This window comes from Bacillus massilinigeriensis, assembly GCF_900111815.1.
Lineage (GTDB): Bacteria > Bacillota > Bacilli > Bacillales > Cytobacillaceae > Mesobacillus_C > Mesobacillus_C mediterraneensis.
Genome location: NZ_LT630004.1, coordinates 1 through 19,868, shown reverse-complemented (window position 1 = coordinate 19,868; position 19,868 = coordinate 1). Strand labels below are relative to the sequence as shown.

18 protein-coding genes, 2 rRNA genes and 1 riboswitch are annotated in these 19,868 nt (G+C 48.4%); of the genes, 3 read left to right on the top strand and 17 right to left on the bottom strand.

Features of this window, described 5'->3' with window-relative positions; translation table 11 throughout:
- Window positions 1–52: 52 nt before the first annotated feature.
- Both BQ5796_RS00110 and BQ5796_RS00105 read right to left on the bottom strand, forming a co-directional pair.
- Window positions 53–1,069, bottom strand: coding sequence for a DUF3048 domain-containing protein (locus tag BQ5796_RS00110; protein WP_071458409.1), 1,017 nt, complete (start codon window positions 1,067–1,069; stop codon window positions 53–55).
- A gap of 50 nt (window positions 1,070–1,119) precedes the next feature.
- Entirely contained in the window at window positions 1,120–2,859 is a 1,740-nt protein-coding gene (locus BQ5796_RS00105; RefSeq protein WP_071458408.1) for an adenine deaminase C-terminal domain-containing protein, read from the bottom strand.
- Between the two features lie 140 nt (window positions 2,860–2,999).
- On the opposite strand from BQ5796_RS00105, the gene BQ5796_RS00100 reads away from it, so the two are divergent.
- Complete coding sequence (locus BQ5796_RS00100; protein WP_071458407.1) at window positions 3,000–3,266, top strand: YgaP family membrane protein; 267 nt, start codon at window positions 3,000–3,002, stop codon at window positions 3,264–3,266.
- A gap of 722 nt (window positions 3,267–3,988) precedes the next feature.
- On the opposite strand, the gene purD is transcribed toward BQ5796_RS00100, so the two are convergent.
- The 13 genes from purD to BQ5796_RS00025 form a co-directional block, all read right to left on the bottom strand.
- Complete coding sequence (purD, locus tag BQ5796_RS00085) at window positions 3,989–5,269, bottom strand: phosphoribosylamine--glycine ligase (protein ID WP_071458404.1); 1,281 nt, start codon at window positions 5,267–5,269, stop codon at window positions 3,989–3,991.
- A gap of 24 nt (window positions 5,270–5,293) precedes the next feature.
- Window positions 5,294–6,829, bottom strand: coding sequence for a bifunctional phosphoribosylaminoimidazolecarboxamide formyltransferase/IMP cyclohydrolase (gene purH / locus BQ5796_RS00080; protein WP_071458403.1), 1,536 nt, complete (start codon window positions 6,827–6,829; stop codon window positions 5,294–5,296).
- A complete protein-coding gene (gene purN / locus BQ5796_RS00075; RefSeq protein WP_071458402.1) occupies window positions 6,826–7,413 on the bottom strand; it encodes a phosphoribosylglycinamide formyltransferase in 588 nt (195 codons plus the stop codon). The genes purH and purN overlap by 4 nt, the downstream gene beginning before the upstream one ends.
- A complete protein-coding gene (gene purM, locus BQ5796_RS00070) occupies window positions 7,410–8,453 on the bottom strand; it encodes a phosphoribosylformylglycinamidine cyclo-ligase (protein ID WP_071458401.1) in 1,044 nt (347 codons plus the stop codon). Before purM ends, purN begins: the two co-directional genes overlap by 4 nt.
- 128 nt (window positions 8,454–8,581) lie before the next feature.
- Entirely contained in the window at window positions 8,582–9,994 is a 1,413-nt protein-coding gene (gene purF / locus BQ5796_RS00065; protein WP_071458400.1) for an amidophosphoribosyltransferase, read from the bottom strand.
- Window positions 9,979–12,195, bottom strand: coding sequence for a phosphoribosylformylglycinamidine synthase subunit PurL (purL, locus tag BQ5796_RS00060; RefSeq protein ID WP_071458399.1), 2,217 nt, complete (start codon window positions 12,193–12,195; stop codon window positions 9,979–9,981). The genes purF and purL overlap by 16 nt, the downstream gene beginning before the upstream one ends.
- The gene (purQ, locus tag BQ5796_RS00055; protein ID WP_071458398.1) at window positions 12,179–12,865 is read right to left on the bottom strand and encodes a phosphoribosylformylglycinamidine synthase subunit PurQ; all 687 of its coding nucleotides are present in this window, start codon (window positions 12,863–12,865) and stop codon (window positions 12,179–12,181) included. The genes purL and purQ overlap by 17 nt, the downstream gene beginning before the upstream one ends.
- Window positions 12,862–13,116 (bottom strand): phosphoribosylformylglycinamidine synthase subunit PurS, encoded by a 255-nt coding sequence (gene purS / locus BQ5796_RS00050; RefSeq protein ID WP_071458397.1) that lies wholly within the window; start codon window positions 13,114–13,116, stop codon window positions 12,862–12,864. The genes purQ and purS overlap by 4 nt, the downstream gene beginning before the upstream one ends.
- On the bottom strand, window positions 13,104–13,829 hold the full coding sequence (gene purC, locus BQ5796_RS00045; protein ID WP_071458396.1) for a phosphoribosylaminoimidazolesuccinocarboxamide synthase: 726 nt from the start codon (window positions 13,827–13,829) through the stop codon (window positions 13,104–13,106). Before purC ends, purS begins: the two co-directional genes overlap by 13 nt.
- A gap of 140 nt (window positions 13,830–13,969) precedes the next feature.
- Window positions 13,970–15,262: an adenylosuccinate lyase gene (purB, locus tag BQ5796_RS00040; protein ID WP_071458395.1), complete on the bottom strand. Its 1,293-nt coding sequence runs from the start codon at window positions 15,260–15,262 to the stop codon at window positions 13,970–13,972.
- Window positions 15,262–16,422, bottom strand: coding sequence for a 5-(carboxyamino)imidazole ribonucleotide synthase (gene purK, locus BQ5796_RS00035; RefSeq protein ID WP_071458394.1), 1,161 nt, complete (start codon window positions 16,420–16,422; stop codon window positions 15,262–15,264). The genes purB and purK overlap by 1 nt, the downstream gene beginning before the upstream one ends.
- Complete coding sequence (gene purE / locus BQ5796_RS00030) at window positions 16,406–16,894, bottom strand: 5-(carboxyamino)imidazole ribonucleotide mutase (protein ID WP_071458393.1); 489 nt, start codon at window positions 16,892–16,894, stop codon at window positions 16,406–16,408. The genes purK and purE overlap by 17 nt, the downstream gene beginning before the upstream one ends.
- A 149-nt stretch (window positions 16,895–17,043) precedes the next feature.
- Window positions 17,044–17,145, bottom strand: a riboswitch (purine riboswitch).
- A gap of 132 nt (window positions 17,146–17,277) precedes the next feature.
- Complete coding sequence (locus BQ5796_RS00025) at window positions 17,278–17,475, bottom strand: NETI motif-containing protein (RefSeq protein WP_071458392.1); 198 nt, start codon at window positions 17,473–17,475, stop codon at window positions 17,278–17,280.
- A gap of 158 nt (window positions 17,476–17,633) precedes the next feature.
- Between BQ5796_RS00025 and BQ5796_RS00020 the strand changes: the two genes are divergently transcribed.
- Window positions 17,634–17,816, top strand: coding sequence for a hypothetical protein (locus BQ5796_RS00020; RefSeq protein ID WP_071458391.1), 183 nt, complete (start codon window positions 17,634–17,636; stop codon window positions 17,814–17,816).
- A gap of 2 nt (window positions 17,817–17,818) precedes the next feature.
- Complete coding sequence (locus BQ5796_RS00015) at window positions 17,819–18,259, top strand: hypothetical protein (RefSeq protein ID WP_071458390.1); 441 nt, start codon at window positions 17,819–17,821, stop codon at window positions 18,257–18,259.
- A gap of 1,104 nt (window positions 18,260–19,363) precedes the next feature.
- On the opposite strand, the gene rrf is transcribed toward BQ5796_RS00015, so the two are convergent.
- Together rrf and BQ5796_RS00005 are read right to left on the bottom strand one after the other, a co-directional pair.
- A 5S ribosomal RNA gene (gene rrf / locus BQ5796_RS00010) occupies window positions 19,364–19,479 on the bottom strand.
- A gap of 113 nt (window positions 19,480–19,592) precedes the next feature.
- A 23S ribosomal RNA gene (locus BQ5796_RS00005) occupies window positions 19,593–19,868 on the bottom strand; the annotation flags it as partial.

The window sequence follows — 19,868 nt, the reverse complement described above, 5'->3', positions numbered from 1 at the left end:
CGTGTCCCGCCTAGTTGTACAGCTACAAACAAGGCGTTGTAGTGTGGCTGCCTTAGTTTTCAAATGTTGCTGCATCAAGGGAAGGAACGATTGAGATCCAGGTCATTCCTGGAACTAGCGGTGCTGCTGCTCCATCTTTATAAGGCAAAATGCGTCCGCCCTCGTTTCTCCACTCGACTTCTATCCGTTTTCCGCCTTGAACAAGATATCCCTGTCCGCCAGATTTGATGTCGATGTCTTTGTGGCCTTCGCTGTCAGCGACGCTATGCCTTGCTTCCACAATGAAAAGGTTGGCTATTCTTATTGGCTTTTTCGACTCAAGGTCCTTCATTTCTTCTCCACTGGCATATCGCTTGTAATTCTTATTGCTGGTGTCGTACCGATAGTCGGCTTCAAAGGATGGGTCACCATATGATACGCCAACTTTCTCTGCAGTCTGGCCTTCGATCTCCGCGGAGCCTTTGCTGTCAAGGAAAGGCAAAGGTTCAGGGGCGGGCTTCATTTCGTACCCTTTGGATTTGGCTCCTTTCAGGATGTTGGCAAATGTGATATAAGAATTGTGCGGCGCTTTTCGAAAAGACGCACGCTTGAACAAAGTCCCATCGTACTGCATGCCGTTCAAGGAATCAATTTCCCCGCGAGAAAGCATGGACCTTGCCTCGTCGCTGTATCCGTGCGCAATATAGAGGCTATCGTAGCCTTTTGCCAGCTCGATGAAATAATCCCTTGCGCTTCGGACGGGCCCTACTTTTTCCGGCTTCTGGCTTTCGTAAATAGCCAGGAAGCGGGTTACTTTCCCCTCCGCGAGCACTTCATAAATAATATCCGCGCTATCGAGTCCTGTCTGCGGCCTTGCGAGCGGGTGGTTGTTCACGGTTACGGCAACCGCCCTCCCTGTCGCTTCATTCTTTGTACCCATACCTGTCAAAGGATACACATAAGGACTCTTTTCTGCAGCCTGTTCCACTTTCTTCTCTTTCGGTTTTTCCGCAGTGTTCTCCTTGTTGCCACCGCAACCTGTTAAAAGAAGTACTGCAACAGCTGCGGCAGTAATTGCCTTGTTCACCATGGCCTACACCTCATCAACTAGAAATGGACAACCAATTTTGCTTTTATATTTTAACGCATTATCGTTGGAAAGAGTATTGTTTTTTTCATGACATCGTATACCCCCTGCTGCGTAATCCGAATGTACGGCAAATGCGTCGAAGAGAAGAACAATAGCGAATAAATTGGGTCTTCAAAACGATAGCCTTTTTCCCTCAGAATGCTAAACAATTTGCGCTCCGCTTGTATCAGTTCGTTCACCGATAGGTCGGACATCAGCCCCATAAGCGGCAAGCTAATTTCCACTTTCGACTCGCCATCCTGGCAAAGGACAATCCCGCCTCCAAGCTCCTTCATTCGCTGGAAGGCCTGATACATATCGTGCTTGTTCTTTCCTATTAATATGATGTCCCCGGTGTTCGAGTAGGAGCTTGCAAGCCCGCCGAGAGTGTTGGCGAAGCCTTTTAGAATCGTGTTAAGCCGCCACTGCCCATTCCTGTCAACAAGCATGAAAAAGCATTCATCATGTTCTTCTGATAATTGGTCAGGCGAGATATCAATGGAGATTGAGTAAGGCTTTGTGATAACGGAGTTTTCCATTTTAATGCCAAATGGCATGGAAAACTGGAGATCGTCTTTTTCCAGGCTCCAGTCGAGATTCAGTGGCGCAAAACCGAACTTCTTCCAGTCGATTTTCGGAAAAATCCCTGTATCTCGGCCATCTCTCTTCACCCATTTTCCATTTGAAAGAACGGAAACAGGTGTTGGGTTTTTTTTATCATGAAGGAAGTTGAGATTCGCAAAGCGTCCTGTCGCGACCGAGCCATGCAAATGTTCCATATTGTAATGGCGCGCTATGTTAATGGTCGCCATATTGTACGCATCGATTTCCGGGACGCCGTTTTCCATTGCGAGGGAAATCAGCATATCCATCATGCCATTTTCGTAAAAACTGGACGATGACCCGTCCGTTGTCATGATGAACTTATCGTATACCGCGATGTCGAGCTCATGAATCTCTTGAAGCAGCTTCGGCAAATCAGGACGAATGGATGAATGTCGAAGGGATACGGTATATCCTTGCAAAAGCCTGGTGCGCACCTCTTCTCCTGTCATTGCTTCATGGTCACAATCCGCACCGAAGAGCATCATTTTCGCCAACGTTTTTTCCGATGCTCCCGGGAAATGCCCTTCAACTTTTTTGCCGAGGCGCTTTGTTTCCTGCATCCAGTGAAGCATCATGTCGTCGCCTGCCATTAGCTTCGGCCAGCCTGTCAGTTCCCCGCCCTGGAGCACAGCATCATGCTCCAGCCACGATTTTACATTCGAATTGGAAAAAATCAATTCCTCATCATGTATTTCTGTCTGTGCGTCAAAGCGGCACCACCAATACATCGATACAGGGAGTGTATTCATTTGTGATAAAAAAGCAAACGCTTTCTTTTTATCAAGCTGCAAAGCAAGCAGCATATTGTCATTAATTAGTGTTGTCGTTCCGTGCTGGGATGCATACGCAGCCAGCGAGTGGGGATTATATAACTGAAACGGGTGCGCGTGCGGCTCGATATATCCCGGCACGATGTAGCTTTCGCTGCAATCGACAATTTCACAGCCCTCCGTACGGTCCGGCAGCTTATCACCGACATACACGATTCGATCTTTGTAAATCCATATATTCGCTGTCATCCACTTCCTGAAGGTTGAATTCAGTATCATGGCATTTTGCAAAAGAATCGTCGGTGAAAGGGCGCCGTCCAAAACCGCCGCATGGTTACGCAATTGCCTGTTTTTCCATTTGTAACGGTGTTCCATCTGTTTCCTAGCCCCTTTCTCTATCTTACGGGCAAAAAGGAAGCCCTTACATTATTGATTACTAATCATAACATATTTTACGTTTTAACGCAGTGAAGAATCGCAACAAAATAGAATTTTTCTACTAAAGGAGAATGAACATGAAAGTAAAAACAAATGTTGGCATGGTAAACGGCCTTGTCCGCATCACCGCAGGTCTCGCTGTTCTCAGTTGGGCGACCGCAAAGCTTTCCCGCCACGAAGACGAAGGCTGCTACCTGCTTGCTGCCGTGCTCGGCGCCATGAAAGTCGGCGAAGGCATCGTCCGCTACTGCCCGCTCACTGATTTGATGGATGGTATGAAGGAAAACAACAAGAACACCGACACTCAGCTTACAGACGAATTCTTGCCTTATAACCCTTCGTGATGAGTGGAGGAGCCGCGGCTTTGTAAAAGGTCGCGGTTTTTTAGTGTGCTTGGGTCAATCGAGAAGCTCCGCGATTTCCAGTTAAAGGAACGTACTGTAGTTATATGGAGAGTTAACGTAGATATTCTGTTTACAGCAGCGTCGGGAAAGGCGAAAGTTTGCTGTGTAACGGGTTTTAAGAAACAGCTCCTGTCAAAAATCCTCCCTACATCCCAAAAGCCCGCTATTTCAACCGCAAAAACCAATTAAAATGACCATTTTTAAGGTCTTGAGGGCGGATAGAGAATGGTACTATTAAATGCATTGCGGAGCGGAAACTAGAAAGAGGGTGTAGCGAAAAAATGAAAAATTGGGATTGAACTGGCACCTACTGTAGATAAATTAGCAGTTACCGTAGATAAAATGACCTTTACCGTTGATATATCAGCATTTACCGGTGATAAATTGCCGATTACCGTAGATAACCTTATCAGAGAGACTTCAGGAGGAACACTAAATCCTTGTGTAATCGGTTCCACACACGATACCTTTCCAAAAACGGCTCCCGGGCATCGAAAACTCCCCCTTCAACCTCAAAAAAACCAAGTCAAAATAACAATTTTTAAGGTTTTTGTGCGGAAATGGCGTAGGGTGGAGAAAGCCTCTGCCACGTTGGAGCATTTTTTCCACCGTTGTTGCCAAAACAAAACCCCGGCATCACTTCCTCCTGCCGGGGCTCCATTTTATTTCACAGCTTGCTTTGCTTCGAAATTTATGGCGCGGTAGCCAATATCATTGCGATAAAAGACTCCGTCGCAGTCTAGCTTTTCGAGTTCCGCATAAACCTTTTTCTGCGCTTCGCCGAGCGTTTCGGCCTTTGCTCCCACAAGGAGGACGCGGCCGCCATTTGTGACGAATCGGCCTTCTTCGTCTTTTGCCGTGCCTGCGTGATACGTCTCCACATTCGCCAGCACTTCAAGGCCACCCAGAACACTGCCTTTTTCATAGCTTTCAGGATAGCCTTTTGATGCCACCACGACACCAAGCATAGCAGCGCTATCCCACTCGATTTCCGGCTTGCCGCCTTCGAGCAATGCGAGAATGACTTCCACAAGATCTGATTTCATTCTCGGTAGAATAACCTGAGTCTCGGGATCTCCGAATCTTGCATTGAACTCGATGACTTTCGGGCCAGCTTCTGTTGAAATGAGGCCAGCATACAGAATTCCAGTGAAGCTACGTCCTTCTTCTACCAATGCTTTCGCTGCTGGTAAAAGAACGGTCTCGACTGCTTCCGCAACAATTTCTTTCCCGATGAACGGAACAGGTGAATATGCCCCCATTCCGCCAGTGTTCGGACCTTGGTCTCCGTCGAACGCCCGCTTATGATCCTGAGCAATTTCAAGCGGAAGCACTGTCTCACCGTTCACGAAAGCCATCAGGGAAAATTCCTCCCCCTCAAGGAATTCCTCAACTACAACGCTAAGCGACGCATCGCCGAACTTAGAGCCAACAAGCATTTCCTCTAGCGCAGCAATGGCTTCCTCTTCGGTCATTGCCACGACGACACCTTTCCCGGCAGCTAGTCCGTCTGCCTTGATGACAATCGGCGCGCCTTTTTCCTGCACATAAACTTTCGCTTCTTCAAAATCGGTAAACACTTTGTATTCGCCTGTTGGAATTTCGTATTTCGCCATTAATTCCTTTGCGAATGATTTGCTTCCTTCGATCTGGGCTGCGACTTGCTTTGGTCCGAACACTCGGAGGCCTTCCGCTGCAAACCTATCTGCCAACCCTTCCAGCAATGGAACTTCCGGCCCGATGATCGTAAGGCCAATGCCTTCTTCTTTTGCAAAAGAAAGCAGCTTATCTTGTTCATCCTCCGCCAAACCGAGGCAGATTGCGCTATCCGCCATCCCCGGATTTCCGGGAGCAGCATAGACTGTTTCTACAAGCGGACTTTGTTTCACTTTATGGCAAATAGCGTGCTCACGGCCGCCCCTGCCGACTACAAGAACCTTCATTTCTCCACCCCTGGATTTTAGATTTTAATGTCTGAAGTGACGGATGCCTGTAAATACCATTGCAATGCCATACTCGTCCGCTTTTGCGATTGAATCTTGATCGCGCACAGAGCCTCCTGGCTGGATGATTGCAGTGATTCCTGCTTTTGCCGCTGCCTCGACGGTATCGTCCATCGGGAAAAAAGCATCGGATGCAAGCGCCGCACCTTGTGCACGCGCACCAGCTTGCTCTAGCGCAATTTTCGCTGCGCCAACACGGTTCATTTGCCCTGCGCCGATTCCGAATGTTTCATTGGAACCGGAAACGACAATCGCATTGGATTTCACATGCTTCACGACTTTCCAGCCTAGCTTGAGCGCTTCCCACTCTTCTGCAGTCGGCTGGCGCTTTGTCGGAACGGTGACCTTCTCTTCATCAAGGCCTTGCGCGTCCTCATCCTGAACAAGCAACCCGCCTTCAATGGATGTCAGCTTCATTTCCGGCTTTGCTTCATGAATGAACGGAATCGTCAAGAGGCGAAGATTCTTCTTGGCAGAGAGCTTCGCGAACGCTTCCTCACTGAACGATGGGGCAATGATGATTTCAAGAAAAATTTCGTAAAGCTTATCTGCTGTCGCTGCATCCACTTCGCGGTTCAATGCGATTATGCCGCCAAAAATGGAAACAGGATCTGCTTCGAAAGCTTTCGTGAATGCATCGAATACATCCTTCCCAGTACCGACGCCGCAAGGATTCATATGCTTCACTGCAACTGCCGCCGGAGCATCAAACTCCTTCACGATTTGCAGTGCTGCATTCGCATCATTGATATTGTTATAGGATAGTTCTTTTCCGTGTAGCTGCTCGGCATTGGCAACGGAAAAAGCAGAGCCGAGCGGCTTTCTGTAAAAAGCAGCCTGTTGATGCGGGTTCTCCCCGTAGCGCAGGCTTTGCTTAAGCTCATACGTAACCGTCAGCTTCTCCGGCTTTTCTTCACCAGCAAGATCTGTCATATACTCCGCAATCATTGCGTCATAAGCAGCTGTATGGCGGAACACCTTCGCAGCTAGCTTGCGGCGCGTCTCGTGGGTTGTTTTTCCGCTTGCACGGTATTCGCCAAGTACTGTTTCATAATCGGCAGGGTCAACGACAACCGTAACGCAATCGTGGTTTTTCGCTGAAGAGCGAAGCATGGATGGACCACCGATATCGATATTTTCAATCGCATCCTCGACCGTCACATCGCTTTTCGCAATGGTCTGCTGAAAAGGATAGAGGTTGACGCACACTAGCTCGATCGGTACGATGGAATGCTCCTCCAGCACTGAGCGGTGGCTTTCGTCACCCATTTTTGCCAGGAGGGCCCCATGAATATTTGGATGGAGGGTCTTAACCCGGCCTTCCAAAATTTCTGGAAATCCTGTTACTTCGCTGATACCGATGACCGGCACTCCGCCGTCGGCCAATGCTTTCTTCGTACCGCCTGTTGAGACGATTTCAAAACCTAAGCCTGCAAGCTCCCTAGCAAACTCGACAATACCGTTTTTATCAGAAACCGAGATGAGCGCGCGTTTTTTCATAATCCTATTCTCTCCTTCGTTCCGTTCAGCAATTTTTCAAGCACTTCCGGATACAGAGCATGCTCTGTCGCCTGGATTCTTCTTTGCAGCGATTCCCTTGTATCGCCTTTTTCTACTTTTACTTCCCTGCTTGCAATGATCGGCCCGGTATCCATTCCTTCGTCGACATAATGGATGGTAACACCCGTCACCGAAGCCCCTGCAAGAAGCGCCTGCCCGATGGCATCTTTCCCGGGAAATGCCGGGAGAAGCGATGGATGGATGTTGACTATCCGTCCTTCATAAGCGTGAAGTAGTGTCGGTCCTATCAGTCTCATATATCCTGCCAATACAATGAACTCCGTTTCTTCCTTCCGCAGCTCCTCAAGAATCGCCTGTTCGTAAGCTGCCTTGTCGGAAAAATTTTTCGGACTCACTGAAAAGCAGCGTATTCCTGCTTTTTCCGCCCGTTCCTCGGCAAAAGCGCCGGGACGATCGCAGACGAGCAAGGAAATTTCACAACGAAGCGTTCCAGCATTGGAGGCATTAATCAGCGATTGAAAATTGCTTCCATTGCCAGACGCGAATACAGCGATTTTTTTCATGCTGTTTCACCGCTTTTGACCATCTTTACACCAGGAGTATTGCTCACAATGCCAATTTTGTACGCTTTTTCACCGAGTTCCTCGAACAAAGCAACCGCAGCGTCAGCTTTATCCTGCGGAACTGCCGCTACCATGCCGATGCCCATGTTGAAAATGTTGAACATTTCATCATGATTCAGCTCTCCCGCTTTTTCAAGAAGTTGGAACACCGGCTGGATTTCCCAGCTGCCATCTTCGATGACAGCGCCTAGTCCCTCTGGGAGCATCCTCGGAATATTCTCATGGAATCCGCCGCCAGTGATGTGGGATAGTCCATTGACGAAGCCTTTTTTCGCTGCAGCAAGCAATGATTTCACATAAATCCTTGTTGGCTTTAAGAGCTCTTCTCCAAGCGTTATTCCAAGCTCTGGCACATGCTGATCAAGTGTGTACCCTGCTTTTTCGAAAAACACCTTGCGCACAAGCGAGAAACCGTTGCTGTGCAGCCCGCTTGAAGCGAGTCCTATCAGCACATCTCCTTCCTTGATTTTCTCGCCTGTAATCAGGTTTGACTTTTCACAAGCACCCACCGCAAAGCCAGCAAGGTCGTATTCTTCCACGTCATACATGCCAGGCATTTCTGCCGTTTCCCCGCCAACTAGCGCGCATCCAGCTTGTTCACAGCCATCTGCAATTCCTTTGACAATCGCTTCGATCTTCTCAGGCTCTGCTTTGCCGCAGGCGATATAGTCAAGGAAGTACAGCGGTTCTGCTCCCTGAACAGCAATATCGTTCACGCACATGGCGACAGCATCGATTCCAATTGTGTCATGCTTGTCGGCCATGAAGGCAAGCATGAGCTTCGTTCCGACTCCGTCTGTTCCCGAAACAAGTACCGGCTCTTTCAAGCCAAGCCCTGACAGGTCAAACATTCCGCCGAAACCGCCGAGTCCTCCGAGCACGCCCGGCCTCGCGGTCCGCTTCACATGTTTTTTGATGCGTTCCACTGCTTCGTAGCCTGCCTCGATATCTACACCGGCCTGCTTATAAGCGTTTGCCATTTTCATTCCTCCAATTTCCCCTGCTTTTAAAAAACCGTTCTATGCAAAAAATGCAGCCGAAATGCTTGCTCATAATTTTTGTCCCTGCAGCTGTTTTATCTCTGCCGGCAAATCCGCTATATATTCCTTCAGCACTTTTCCGCGGTTTCAAGCTCCTGCGGATAAATTTCTGTTGGATACTTGCCTGTGAAGCACGCAAGGCACTGTCCTCGCGTTTCCCCGTCAATATCGCGACCGATTGCTTCGACCATTCCTGCCGTTGATAAAAACGTCAGCGAGTCGGCACCGATAATTTCACGAATCTGTTCTACTGATTTATCACTTGCAATCAATTCTTCTCTTGTTGACGTATCAATGCCGTAAAAACAAGGATTCTTGATAGGCGGCGAGCTGATGACAACATGCACTTCGGTCGCTCCCGCATCTTTCAGCATTTTGACAATCCTTCTGCTTGTCGTACCCCTTACAATCGAGTCGTCGACCATGATTACGCGCTTTCCTTCAACGACACCGCGAACTGGTGAAAGCTTCATTTTGACGCCCTGCTCCCTCAGTGACTGCGAAGGCTGAATGAACGTCCGGCCAACATAACGATTTTTAATCAGCCCAAGCTCATACGGAATTCCTGATGCTTCCGCATAGCCAATTGCTGCAGAGATGCTGGAGTCCGGAACCCCTGTCACTACATCCGCTTCAATCGGAGCTTCTTCTGCTAGTTTCTTCCCGAGGTTTTTCCTTGCTGTATGAACGTTAATGCCGTTGATGTTGCTGTCAGGCCGGGAAAAATAAATATATTCCATCGTGCACATAGCGGTTGTCGAGTTGTAAGAATAAAATTCCGATTCAAATCCTTCGTTCGTGATCGTGAGCAGTTCTCCCGGCATTATATCGCGGATAAACTCAGCACCAACAACATCGAATGCACACGTTTCCGAAGCGATCAAATAAGCGTCGCCCATTTTGCCAAGAGACAGCGGTCTCATCCCGTTCGGATCAAGCGCAACCATCAATTCGTTTTCTGTCATGATTAAAAACGCATATGCGCCTTTTAGCATGGTGAGCGCGTTTTTTACGCGGTCTTTCAAGTTAGGATAACCGCCGCGCCTGATCAAATGCGCAAGCACTTCCGTATCAGAGCTTGTCTGGAAGATGCTGCCCTGTGATTCAAGCTGATGTCTCAGAGCTTCTGCATTCACAAGATTGCCGTTGTGAGCCAGCGCAAGACTGCCGGTCTGCGAGCGGAACAGAAGCGGCTGCACGTTCTCGTAGCCGCCTCCTCCCGCTGTCGCATAGCGGACATGCCCAATAGCTCCTGTGCCAGTCAATTCTTGGATGGCATCCGTGGTGAAAATTTCCGTAACAAGGCCTTCCCCTTTTTTTGTCTTCATATCCAGGCCATCGGTCACAACGATTCCGGTGCCTTCCTGTCCTCTGTGCTGCAGGCTGTGAAGTCCGTAATACGTTATTTGTGCTGCGTCAGGATGATTCCATACCCCAAAAACTCCGCACTCCTCATTTAACCCCTTTAGTTCAGCAAGCATGGAATAGCTCCTTTCCAGGCTTCTTTCATTTCAGAAACTTCCAATGACACCGCCTTGGCATCGTCGACCGCGATCTCCAGTTTCGCCTTATCTGTGACTCTGCCGATCATGGCAGCGCCTGTGATTTTTTCAAAAGCATCCCTGTTCTCTGCTTTCACAGATAGGATAAATCTTGTCTGGGATTCGCTGAACAATGCTACAGTTGCTTCGCCGTGAAGCAATACATCCGCTCCAAGACCGTCCGCATCCATCAGACACTCCGCGAGGGCAACGGCAACGCCGCCTTCGGAAACATCGTGAGCGGATGAAACAAGTCCTTCCTGGATTGCCTTCAGAATATTCTTCTGGCACTGCTCTTCTACTTCTAAGTCGATCGCTGGAGCCTTGCCGCAGATGCTGCCCTTCATAAGCTTTTGCAGCTCGCTGCCGCCAAACTCTGCTTTTGTTTCCCCAACCATATAGATATAATCGCCAGCTTCTTTGAACGCTTGCGTCGTGACATGATCCAAGTGATGGACAAGGCCGACCATCCCGACAACTGGTGTCGGATAGACTGCTGTCCCGTTCGTTTCGTTATAAAGAGAGACATTGCCGCCGATGACAGGCGTACTGAGTTTGCGGCATGCATCGCTCATTCCGTCGGCTGCTTTTTCCAGCTGCCAGAAAATTTCCGGCTTCTCCGGGTTGCCGAAATTCAGGCAGTCCGTGACCGCGAGAGGCTCCCCGCCGGAGCAGACAATATTCCTTGCCGCTTCCGCCACCGCAATTTTGCCGCCAGTTTCCGGATCAAGGTAAAGATAACGAGAGTTGCAATCCGTTGTCATCGCAAGTCCTTTTTCTGTTCCTCGGATTCGGATGACAGCCGCATCAGAACCCGGTGCGACGACAGTGCTCGTCCTGACCATATGATCATACTGTTTGTAGACCCATTCCTTACTTGCGATTGTCGGCTGTTTCAACAGGCTGAGAAGTGTATCCTCGTAATTATCGACCTGCGGTGTTTCGTTCTCCATACCTTGGAATTCGCGATAGTACGCTGGCTCGCTGGAAGGCTTGTAATAGACAGGCGCATCCTCTGCAAGGGCATCTGCCGGCACATTTGCCACGACTTCCCCCTTGTGAATCAGCCGTAGCATCTTGTCATCTGTTACCACACCGATGGAGACAGCTTCAAGACCGTATTTTTCAAAAAGGGCCGTGATTTCTGCTTCTCTTCCTTTTTTCACGACGATCAGCATGCGTTCCTGTGACTCGGAAAGCATCATTTCGTATGCTGTCATACCTGTCTCACGCTGTGGGACGAGGTCGAGGTTCATTTCGATTCCAGAACCCGCCTTGCTCGCCATTTCTGCGGAAGAACTTGTTAGACCGGCTGCGCCCATGTCCTGAATTCCGACAAGTGCATCCGATTTTACGAGCTCCAGGCAAGCCTCAAGGAGCAGCTTCTCCATAAAAGGATCGCCAACCTGTACCGCCGGGCGCTTTTCATCAGACTCTTCCGTCAGCTCTTCAGAAGCGAAGGTTGCACCGTGGATTCCGTCGCGTCCTGTCTTTGCGCCAACGTACATGACAGTATTGCCAGCACCGTGCGCCTGGCCTTTCTTGATATCTTCGTGGTTAATCAGGCCAACGCACATTGCATTGACAAGCGGGTTGCCGTCATACGCAGCGTCAAACTGAATTTCTCCGCCAACAGTCGGGATTCCGATGCAGTTGCCGTAGCCCGCAATTCCAGCGACTACTTCCTCGAACAAATATTTAACGCGCGGCGTTTCCAATTCCCCAAAACGAAGAGAGTTCAGAAGCGCTATCGGACGCGCACCCATTGAGAACACATCGCGGATGATTCCGCCGACTCCAGTAGCAGCGCCTTGGTATGGCTCGATCGCAGAAGGGTGGTTATGGCTTTCGATTTTAAACACAACTGCCTGGTTATCGCCGATATCGACGATTCCTGCGCCCTCTCCCGGTCCTTGAAGAACTCTTTCACCAGTGATTGGGAACTTTTTCAGAACAGGCTTGGAATTTTTATAGCTGCAATGTTCGGACCACATGACGGAAAACAAACCAGTTTCCGTGTAATTCGGGGTACGGCCAAGAATTTTCTCAACCTGGGCAAACTCCTCATCGGATAGTCCCATTTCCCGGTAAATTTTTTCACTTTTCACCTGCTCGGGAGATGGCTCAAGCATTAACCGCATGTGATTCCCTCCATTGTTTCAAAATTGATTGGAATAGCTTCAGTCCGTCAGCACCGCCAAGCAGCGGATCGACCGCACGTTCAGGGTGCGGCATCATGCCAAGGACATTTCCTTTTTCATTCATGATTCCAGCAATGTTCCGGACACTGCCGTTCGGATTTTCGCCGTTGTAAGTAAAGACAATCTGACCGTTTTGCTCTAGTATCGCAAGCGTTTCTTCGTCGCAGTAGTAATTGCCTTCGCCATGCGCGACAGGAATAGAGATTACTTCACCTTTTTCATATGCTGACGTAAACATCGTTTCATTGTTTTCAACCTTGAGCTCGACATGGCGGCAAATGAACTTCAAGCTTTCATTGCGGTGCATCGCTCCAGGAAGCAAACCTGCCTCAAGCAGGATCTGGAAACCGTTGCATACGCCAAATACTGGCTTGCCCGCTTTTGCCGCTTTCTCTACTTCCCTCATCACCGGGCTGAAACGAGCGATGGAACCTGTCCGGAGATAGTCACCGAAAGAAAAGCCTCCTGGGAGAAGAATGCCATCATAGTCCTCAAGGCTTTCCGTATCATGCCAGACATACTCTGCTTCTTCCTTCAGCTCGTCTTTGATCGCATGGTACATATCCACATCACAGTTGGAACCTGGGAACACAATCACCGCGAATTTCACGAAACAACGCCCTCCTCGATCTCATAGCGGTAATCCTCAATAACCGGGTTGGAAAGAAGCCGGCCGCACATATCCTTTACCGCTGCTTCGATATCCTGGCCCTTATCCTCGATCATCAGCTCCATGTATTTACCGATTCGAACGTCTTCTACGCCTTCATAGCCCATTTTAGCAAGAGAGCTTTTTACAGCAGTTCCTTGAGGATCTAGCACGCTTTCTCTTAAAGTGACATATACCTTTACTTTGAACATGTTGTTTGTCCTCCCAATCTTTCAAAAATGGTTTGATATGCATCAGTCAAATTGCCAAGGTCGCGGCGGAATACGTCTTTATCGAGCTTCTCATTTGTCTCGATATCCCACAGCCGGCATGTATCAGGTGAAATCTCGTCAGCGAGGAGAATGTTCTCTTCACTGTCCTTTCCAAACTCAAGCTTGAAATCTATCAATTTTACGCCAATTTCTTTGAAAAACTTTATTAAAATCTCGTTGATTAAGAGCGCCTTTTCCTTCAGCAGTGCCACTTCTGCTTCGTCTGCAATATCGAGCACATCGATTTGGGCTTCTGTCATTAGCGGATCTCCAAGGGTATCATCCTTTAAGCAAAACTCCACAAGCGGCTTTTTCAGCGGTTTTCCTTCTTCCACGCCAAGCCTCTTGGAAAAACTTCCAGCAGCTACATTCCTAACGATAACTTCAAGCGGGATGATACTTACCTTTTTTACAAGCTGCTCCGTCTCTGACAAGCGGCGGACGAAATGCGATGGCACTCCGCACTCATGTAGCATCGTGAACAGCAGGCTCGAGATTTCGTTATTGAGTCTGCCTTTCCCGTTAATTTCTGCTTTCTTCTCGCCATTAAAAGCAGTGGCAGAATCCTTGTACGCTACCAAAACGATTTCTTCGTCTGCTGTTGCGTATATTCTCTTCGCTTTTCCTTCATACATTAGCTCTTTCTTTTCCATTTCAACGACCCCGTTTCATGAATATTAGGAATGTTAAGGATAGATACAGCTCCGGCTCTAATCAAAAGATTCAAACTTTATATTTTGTAAAAAAGGCAAGGTGACCTGTACCTTGCCTTTTTAGTTTATACATGCCTGGATTACAGTCCGAGACGGTCAAAAATAGTATCGACATGCTTCAAGTGATAGTTATAGTCGAAGCAGTCAGCAATTTCAGCTTCATTCAACATGTTCGTAATTTTCGCATCGCTTTCAATCAAGCTGCGGAAATGCACTTGCTTATCCCATGCTTCCATTGCGCGAGGCTGAACTGTATCATAAGCTTCTTCACGCGACATGCCTTTTTCAATCAGCGCCAGCAGCACGCGCTGCGAGTAAATCAAACCTAGCGTCCTGTCCATGTTCCGCTTCATGTTTTCAGGGAAGACAGTCAGGTTCTTGATGATATTGCCAAAGCGGTTTAACATGTAGTTCAAGGCAATCGTCGCATCAGGCAAAATCACGCGCTCTGCGGAAGAATGCGAGATATCGCGTTCGTGCCAGAGCGGAACATTGTCATACGCAGTCGACATATAGCCGCGGATAACGCGTGCGAGACCAGCCATATTTTCCGATCCAATCGGGTTGCGCTTATGCGGCATTGCAGATGAACCTTTCTGGCCTTTTGCAAAAAACTCTTCCACTTCGCGTGTTTCACTTTTTTGAAGTGCGCGAACTTCCACTGCAAATTTTTCGATTGAAGTTGCAATCAGCGCCAGCGTTGCCATATAATGCGCATGGCGATCACGCTGGAGAGTCTGAGTGGAAATCGGCGCAGGCTTGATGCCTAGCTTTTCGCATACATAGCTTTCAACGAACGGGTCAATATTTGCATATGTGCCGACAGCGCCGGAAATTTTGCCAAACTCCACGCCTTCTGCTGCATCCTTGAACCTTTCGAGGTTACGCTTCATTTCTTCATGCCACAGCGCCATCTTCAAACCGAAAGTCGTTGGCTCTGCATGGACGCCATGCGTTCGTCCCATCATGACTGTATATTTATGTTCCACTGCTTTATTTTTCAAGATCTCAATGAAACGCTCGATGTCCTTCAGGAGGATTTCATTCGCTTGCTTCAGCAGGAAGGATAATGCTGTGTCCACAACATCCGTTGATGTCAGCCCGTAATGAACCCATTTGCGCTCCTCTCCAAGCGTTTCAGAAACAGCGCGGGTGAAAGCAACGACATCATGTCTTGTCTCTTCTTCAATTGCCTTGATCCTAGCGATATCAAATGATGCATTTTCACGGAGCTTTGCCACGTCTTCCTTGGGGATATCTCCAATCTCCGCCCATGCTTCACATGCAAGGATTTCTACTTCAAGCCATGCTTGGAACCTGTTTTGTTCTGTCCAAATGGCACTCATTTCAGGTCTTGAATAACGATCGATCATTATTTAATTCCCCCAATCTTTTCTGCTGTCTTTTCCCATATTCCTGTTGCTTCTATTTCTGCCAGCGCTTCTTCTGCGCTGTTTCTAAGGAGGGTTGCGTGCCCCATTTTTCGTTGATGTTTCGCTTCTGCTTTTCCATAGAAATGAATTTTCCAGTCTTGAAGCTTCGGAAGCTTATCAACAATAGGAGCTTGGTGCTGTCCAAGAATATTCACCATAACTGCTGGACTCAATAGTCTTGTCGTCCCAAGCGGCAAGCCGCAAACGGCGCGGATGTGCTGTTCGAACTGGGAGGTTTCACAAGCCTCGATGGAGTAGTGCCCTGAGTTATGCGGACGCGGGGCAAGTTCGTTGATGTATATCCCGTCGTCCGCTGCAAGGAACATCTCCACCGCGAGCGTTCCGACAAGTGCAAACTCGCTTGCCAATGTTTCTGCCGCCTCTATAGCATTCTGTTCCGCACCTTTTGAAATACGCGCAGGAACAATGGTTTCATGGAGGATGTTCTCATGATGAATGTTCTCTGCGACCGGAAGGACTTTCGTTTCTCCTGTCACACTTCTTGTAACAATGACAGAAATTTCTTTTTCAAATGGAAGCCATTTCTCTAGGACACAAAGCCCCTGCTCGATGAGCGCATCTGCCCCTTCAAGGTCTTCCGGTGTCTTGATGACATGCTGTCCCTTGCCATCGTATCCTCCCCTTGAGGTCTTCAGTACTGCAGGGTATCCAATTGTGCTGATCGCCCAGTTTAAATCTTCTTTGCCCTTGATCACCTTATACGGTGCGACTCTTTGCCCCGCCGCTTGTATCGCGGTCTTTTCGCTGATTCTGTCCTGCGTTTTGCTCAGCAGTTCCGTTCCCTGCGGCACATACGCATGTCCAGCAATCCATTCCAGCGCCTCAGCGGAAATGTTCTCAAATTCATAGGTGATCACATCGCTATTTTCCTGAAGCTTTCCAAGCGCGTCGAGGTCGTCGTAATCCGCTATGATATGGCCATCCGCCACTTGGCTTGCCGGACAATCCGCTCCGGGGTCCAGGATGAAAATCCGGTATCCCATCGCCTTTGCAGCAAGGGCCATCATCCTTCCCAGCTGGCCGCCTCCAATAATCCCGATCGTCTTCCCTGGTAAAATCTGCTTAACCAAGAATATCACTACTTTCCATAACAGCAGTTTCGGTATCTTTCCTTAGCTTCTCCAATTTAACAGCAATCGAGCTTTCATGAATCGATAAAATTTGCGCTGCCAGCAAGCCAGCATTTTTCGCTCCCGCCGTTCCGATTGCCACTGTTGCAACCGGTACCCCACCCGGCATCTGTACAATGGAAAGCAGCGAATCGAGCCCATTTAGCGCCCTTGACTGCACAGGCACGCCAATGACAGGAAGCGTTGTTTTTGCAGCTACCATTCCCGGTAGATGCGCAGCACCGCCAGCTCCTGCAATGATTACTTTTATGCCCTTCTCCCTCGCCTCTTCCGCAAAGGAAAACATTGCATCAGGAGTCCGGTGCGCCGATATCACTTTTTTTAAATACGGAATATCGAGTTCTTCCAGCATTTCACACGCATGCTTCATTGTATCCCAATCCGACTTGCTCCCCATGATGACTGCAACAGCAGCATCCATCCAACATCCCCGCCTTCTTTTGAAAAAATGAAAACCCGGATAGACCAACTTTCTCCATTATGAAAAGAAAGTAGTCTGTCCGGGCTGTATCGCAAGGAAACTTCACTCTTGGCTAAATAATCCAAGAACAAAATTCCTTCCCTTCCATTTTGGATACTACTTTCCCTCATAGTCCAATGATTTACGGTCATTAGGTAGAGACTTATGGGCCATATCCCCATTATTATACGAGAGAAATAAATTATTTTTTTCAACACCTTCATATTAACAACTGCCATTATCATTGTCAAATGAAAATCGAACAATATGGAAAATCAATTATATAATGTTCGTGTTTAGGGTTATGTTTCTGAATTTTCTGTTAAAATATTCTGCAGTTCCATTCAAGCTTCTGGCTTTGCCTCAAAAATAATCTCCCTGCCAGCCGGCTCATAAGCGATCTTCCCATCCTTCATCACTTCTTTGAAAACCGGCTTCTCCATTCTCCTCACCGGAACGAATCCATCTTTTTTCATTCGTTCGAGACAGTCGCCTATCGTTTCTCCATCTCTTACATGATAAACGTTCGTATCCTTGCCCATTTGCAGCCTTCCCTTCCAAATATCCTACCTGTAATATACCCCAAAAGTGTCATTGCCACAATTCGAGCATCCACATCGGAAGCGTTATCAGCCAAGTTGTGCGCAGAATCAACCAAGCTGCGTTCCTGCGCCTTTTTCCGGCATCGGGGTGCTTAAAAGTGTCGCTTGCAGTTATTCTTTTGAGGGCGGGCGGGTGGCCTGGGGGCGGAATCACTCACATTGGAAGAGTTATCAACCAAGTTGAGCGCAGAATCAACCAACTTTGGCGAGAAATCGCTCATCTTGCGGAAGAAATCAACCAAACGCTGTTCCTGCGCCTTTTTTCGGTATGGGGTGGTTAAAAGTGTCGCTTGCAGTTACTCTTTTGAGGGCGAGCGGGTGGCCTGGGGGGCGGAATCATTCATACCGGGGGCGTTATCAACCAAGTTATGCGCAGAATCAACCAACTTTGGGGAGAAATCGCTCATCTTGCGGAAGAAATCAACCAACTTTTGCTATAAATCAACCAAACGCTGTTCCTGCGCCTTTTTCCGGTATGGGGTTGCTTAAAAAAGTCGCTTGCAGTTACTCTTTTGAGGGCGAGCGGAATGTCTGGGGGACGGAATCACTCACATTGGAAGAGTTATCAACCAAGTTGAGCGCAGAATCAACCAACTTTGAGAAGAAATCGCTCATCTTGCGGAAGAAATCAACCAACTTCTTCAATAAATCAACCAAACACCGTCCTGCGCCTTTTTCCGGTATTGGGGTGGTTAAAAGTGTCGCTTGGAGTTACTCTTTTTAGGGCGAGCGGGTGGCCTGGGGGCGGAATCACTCACATTGGAAGATTTATCAACCAAGTTGAGCGCAGAATCAAGCAACTTTGAGGAGAAATCGCTCACGTTGCGGAAGAAATCAACCAACTTCTTCAATAAATCAACCAAACGGCATCTCTGCGCCTTTTTTCGGTACCGAGGTGCTTAAAAATGTCGCTTGCAGTTACTCTTTCAAGGGTAATCGGGCGGCCTGGGGGGCGGAATCACTCACATTGGAAGAGTTATCAACCAAGTTGAGCGCAGAATCAACCAACTTTGGGGAGAAATCGCTCATCTTGCGGAAGAAATCAACCAACTTTTGCTATAAATCAACCAAACGCCGTCCCTGCGCCTTTTTCCGGTATCGGGGTGGTTAAAAGTGTCGCTTGCAGTTACTCTTTTTAGGGCGAGCGGGCGGCCTGGGGGGCGGAATTACTCACATTGGAAGAGTTATCAACCAAGTTGAGCGCAGAATCAACCAACTTCTTCAATAAATCAACCAAACGCCGTCCCTGCGCCTTTTTTTGGTATCGGGGTGATTAAAAGTGTCCTTGCAGTTACTCTTTTGAGGGCGAGCGGGTGGCCTGGGGGGCGGAATCACTCACATTGGAAGAGTTATCACTCAAGTTGAGCACAGAATCAACCAACTTTGAGGAGAAATCGCTCGTCTTGCGGAAGAAATCAACCAACTTCTTCAATAAATCAACCAAACGCCGTCCCTGCGCCTTTTTTTGGTATGGGGTTGCTTAAAAAAGTCGCTTGCAGTTACTCTTTTGAGGGCGAGCGGGCGGCCTGGGGGGCGGAATCACTCACATTGGAAGAGTTATCAACCAAGTTGAGCGCAGAATCAACCAACTTTGGGGAGAAATCGCTCATCTCGCGGAAGAAATCAACCAACTTTTTCGATAAATCAACCAAGCGCTGTCCCTGCGCCTTTTTTTGGTATCGGGGTGCTTAAAAGTGTCGCTTGCAGTTTGTTGTTCTAATGATTCAGGACTAACTGATGGGTTGCGAGCTGCTTACAGGAAAACGGGAACAAATCATCGTGATCTAAAACATAAAAAAGAACAGCCCGACTGAGCTGTTCTTTGATTGCCTGGCAGCGTCCTACTCTCACAGGGGGAAACCCCCAACTACCATCGGCGCTGAGAAGCTTAACTTCCGTGTTCGGTATGGGAACGGGTGTGACCTTCTCGCCATCGCCGCCAGACTATTTGGTTTGAGGTTTGTTCCCTCAAAACTGGATAATGTATGTTTCAGAAGGTAAAGAAGAATGAGTATGCCTAATTGTCCAGCTTCGGCTCTTCGCCTCCGCTTTTCTTTTTGGTTAAGTCCTCGATCGATTAGTATCAGTCAGCTCCACACGTCACCGCGCTTCCACCTCTGACCTATCAACCTGATCATCTTTCAGGGATCTTACTAGCTTACACTATGGGAAATCTCATCTTGAGGGGGGCTTCATGCTTAGATGCTTTCAGCACTTATCCCGTCCGCACATAGCTACCCAGCGATGCTCTTGGCAGAACAACTGGTACACCAGCGGTGCGTCCATCCCGGTCCTCTCGTACTAAGGACAGCTCCTCTCAAATTTCCTGCGCC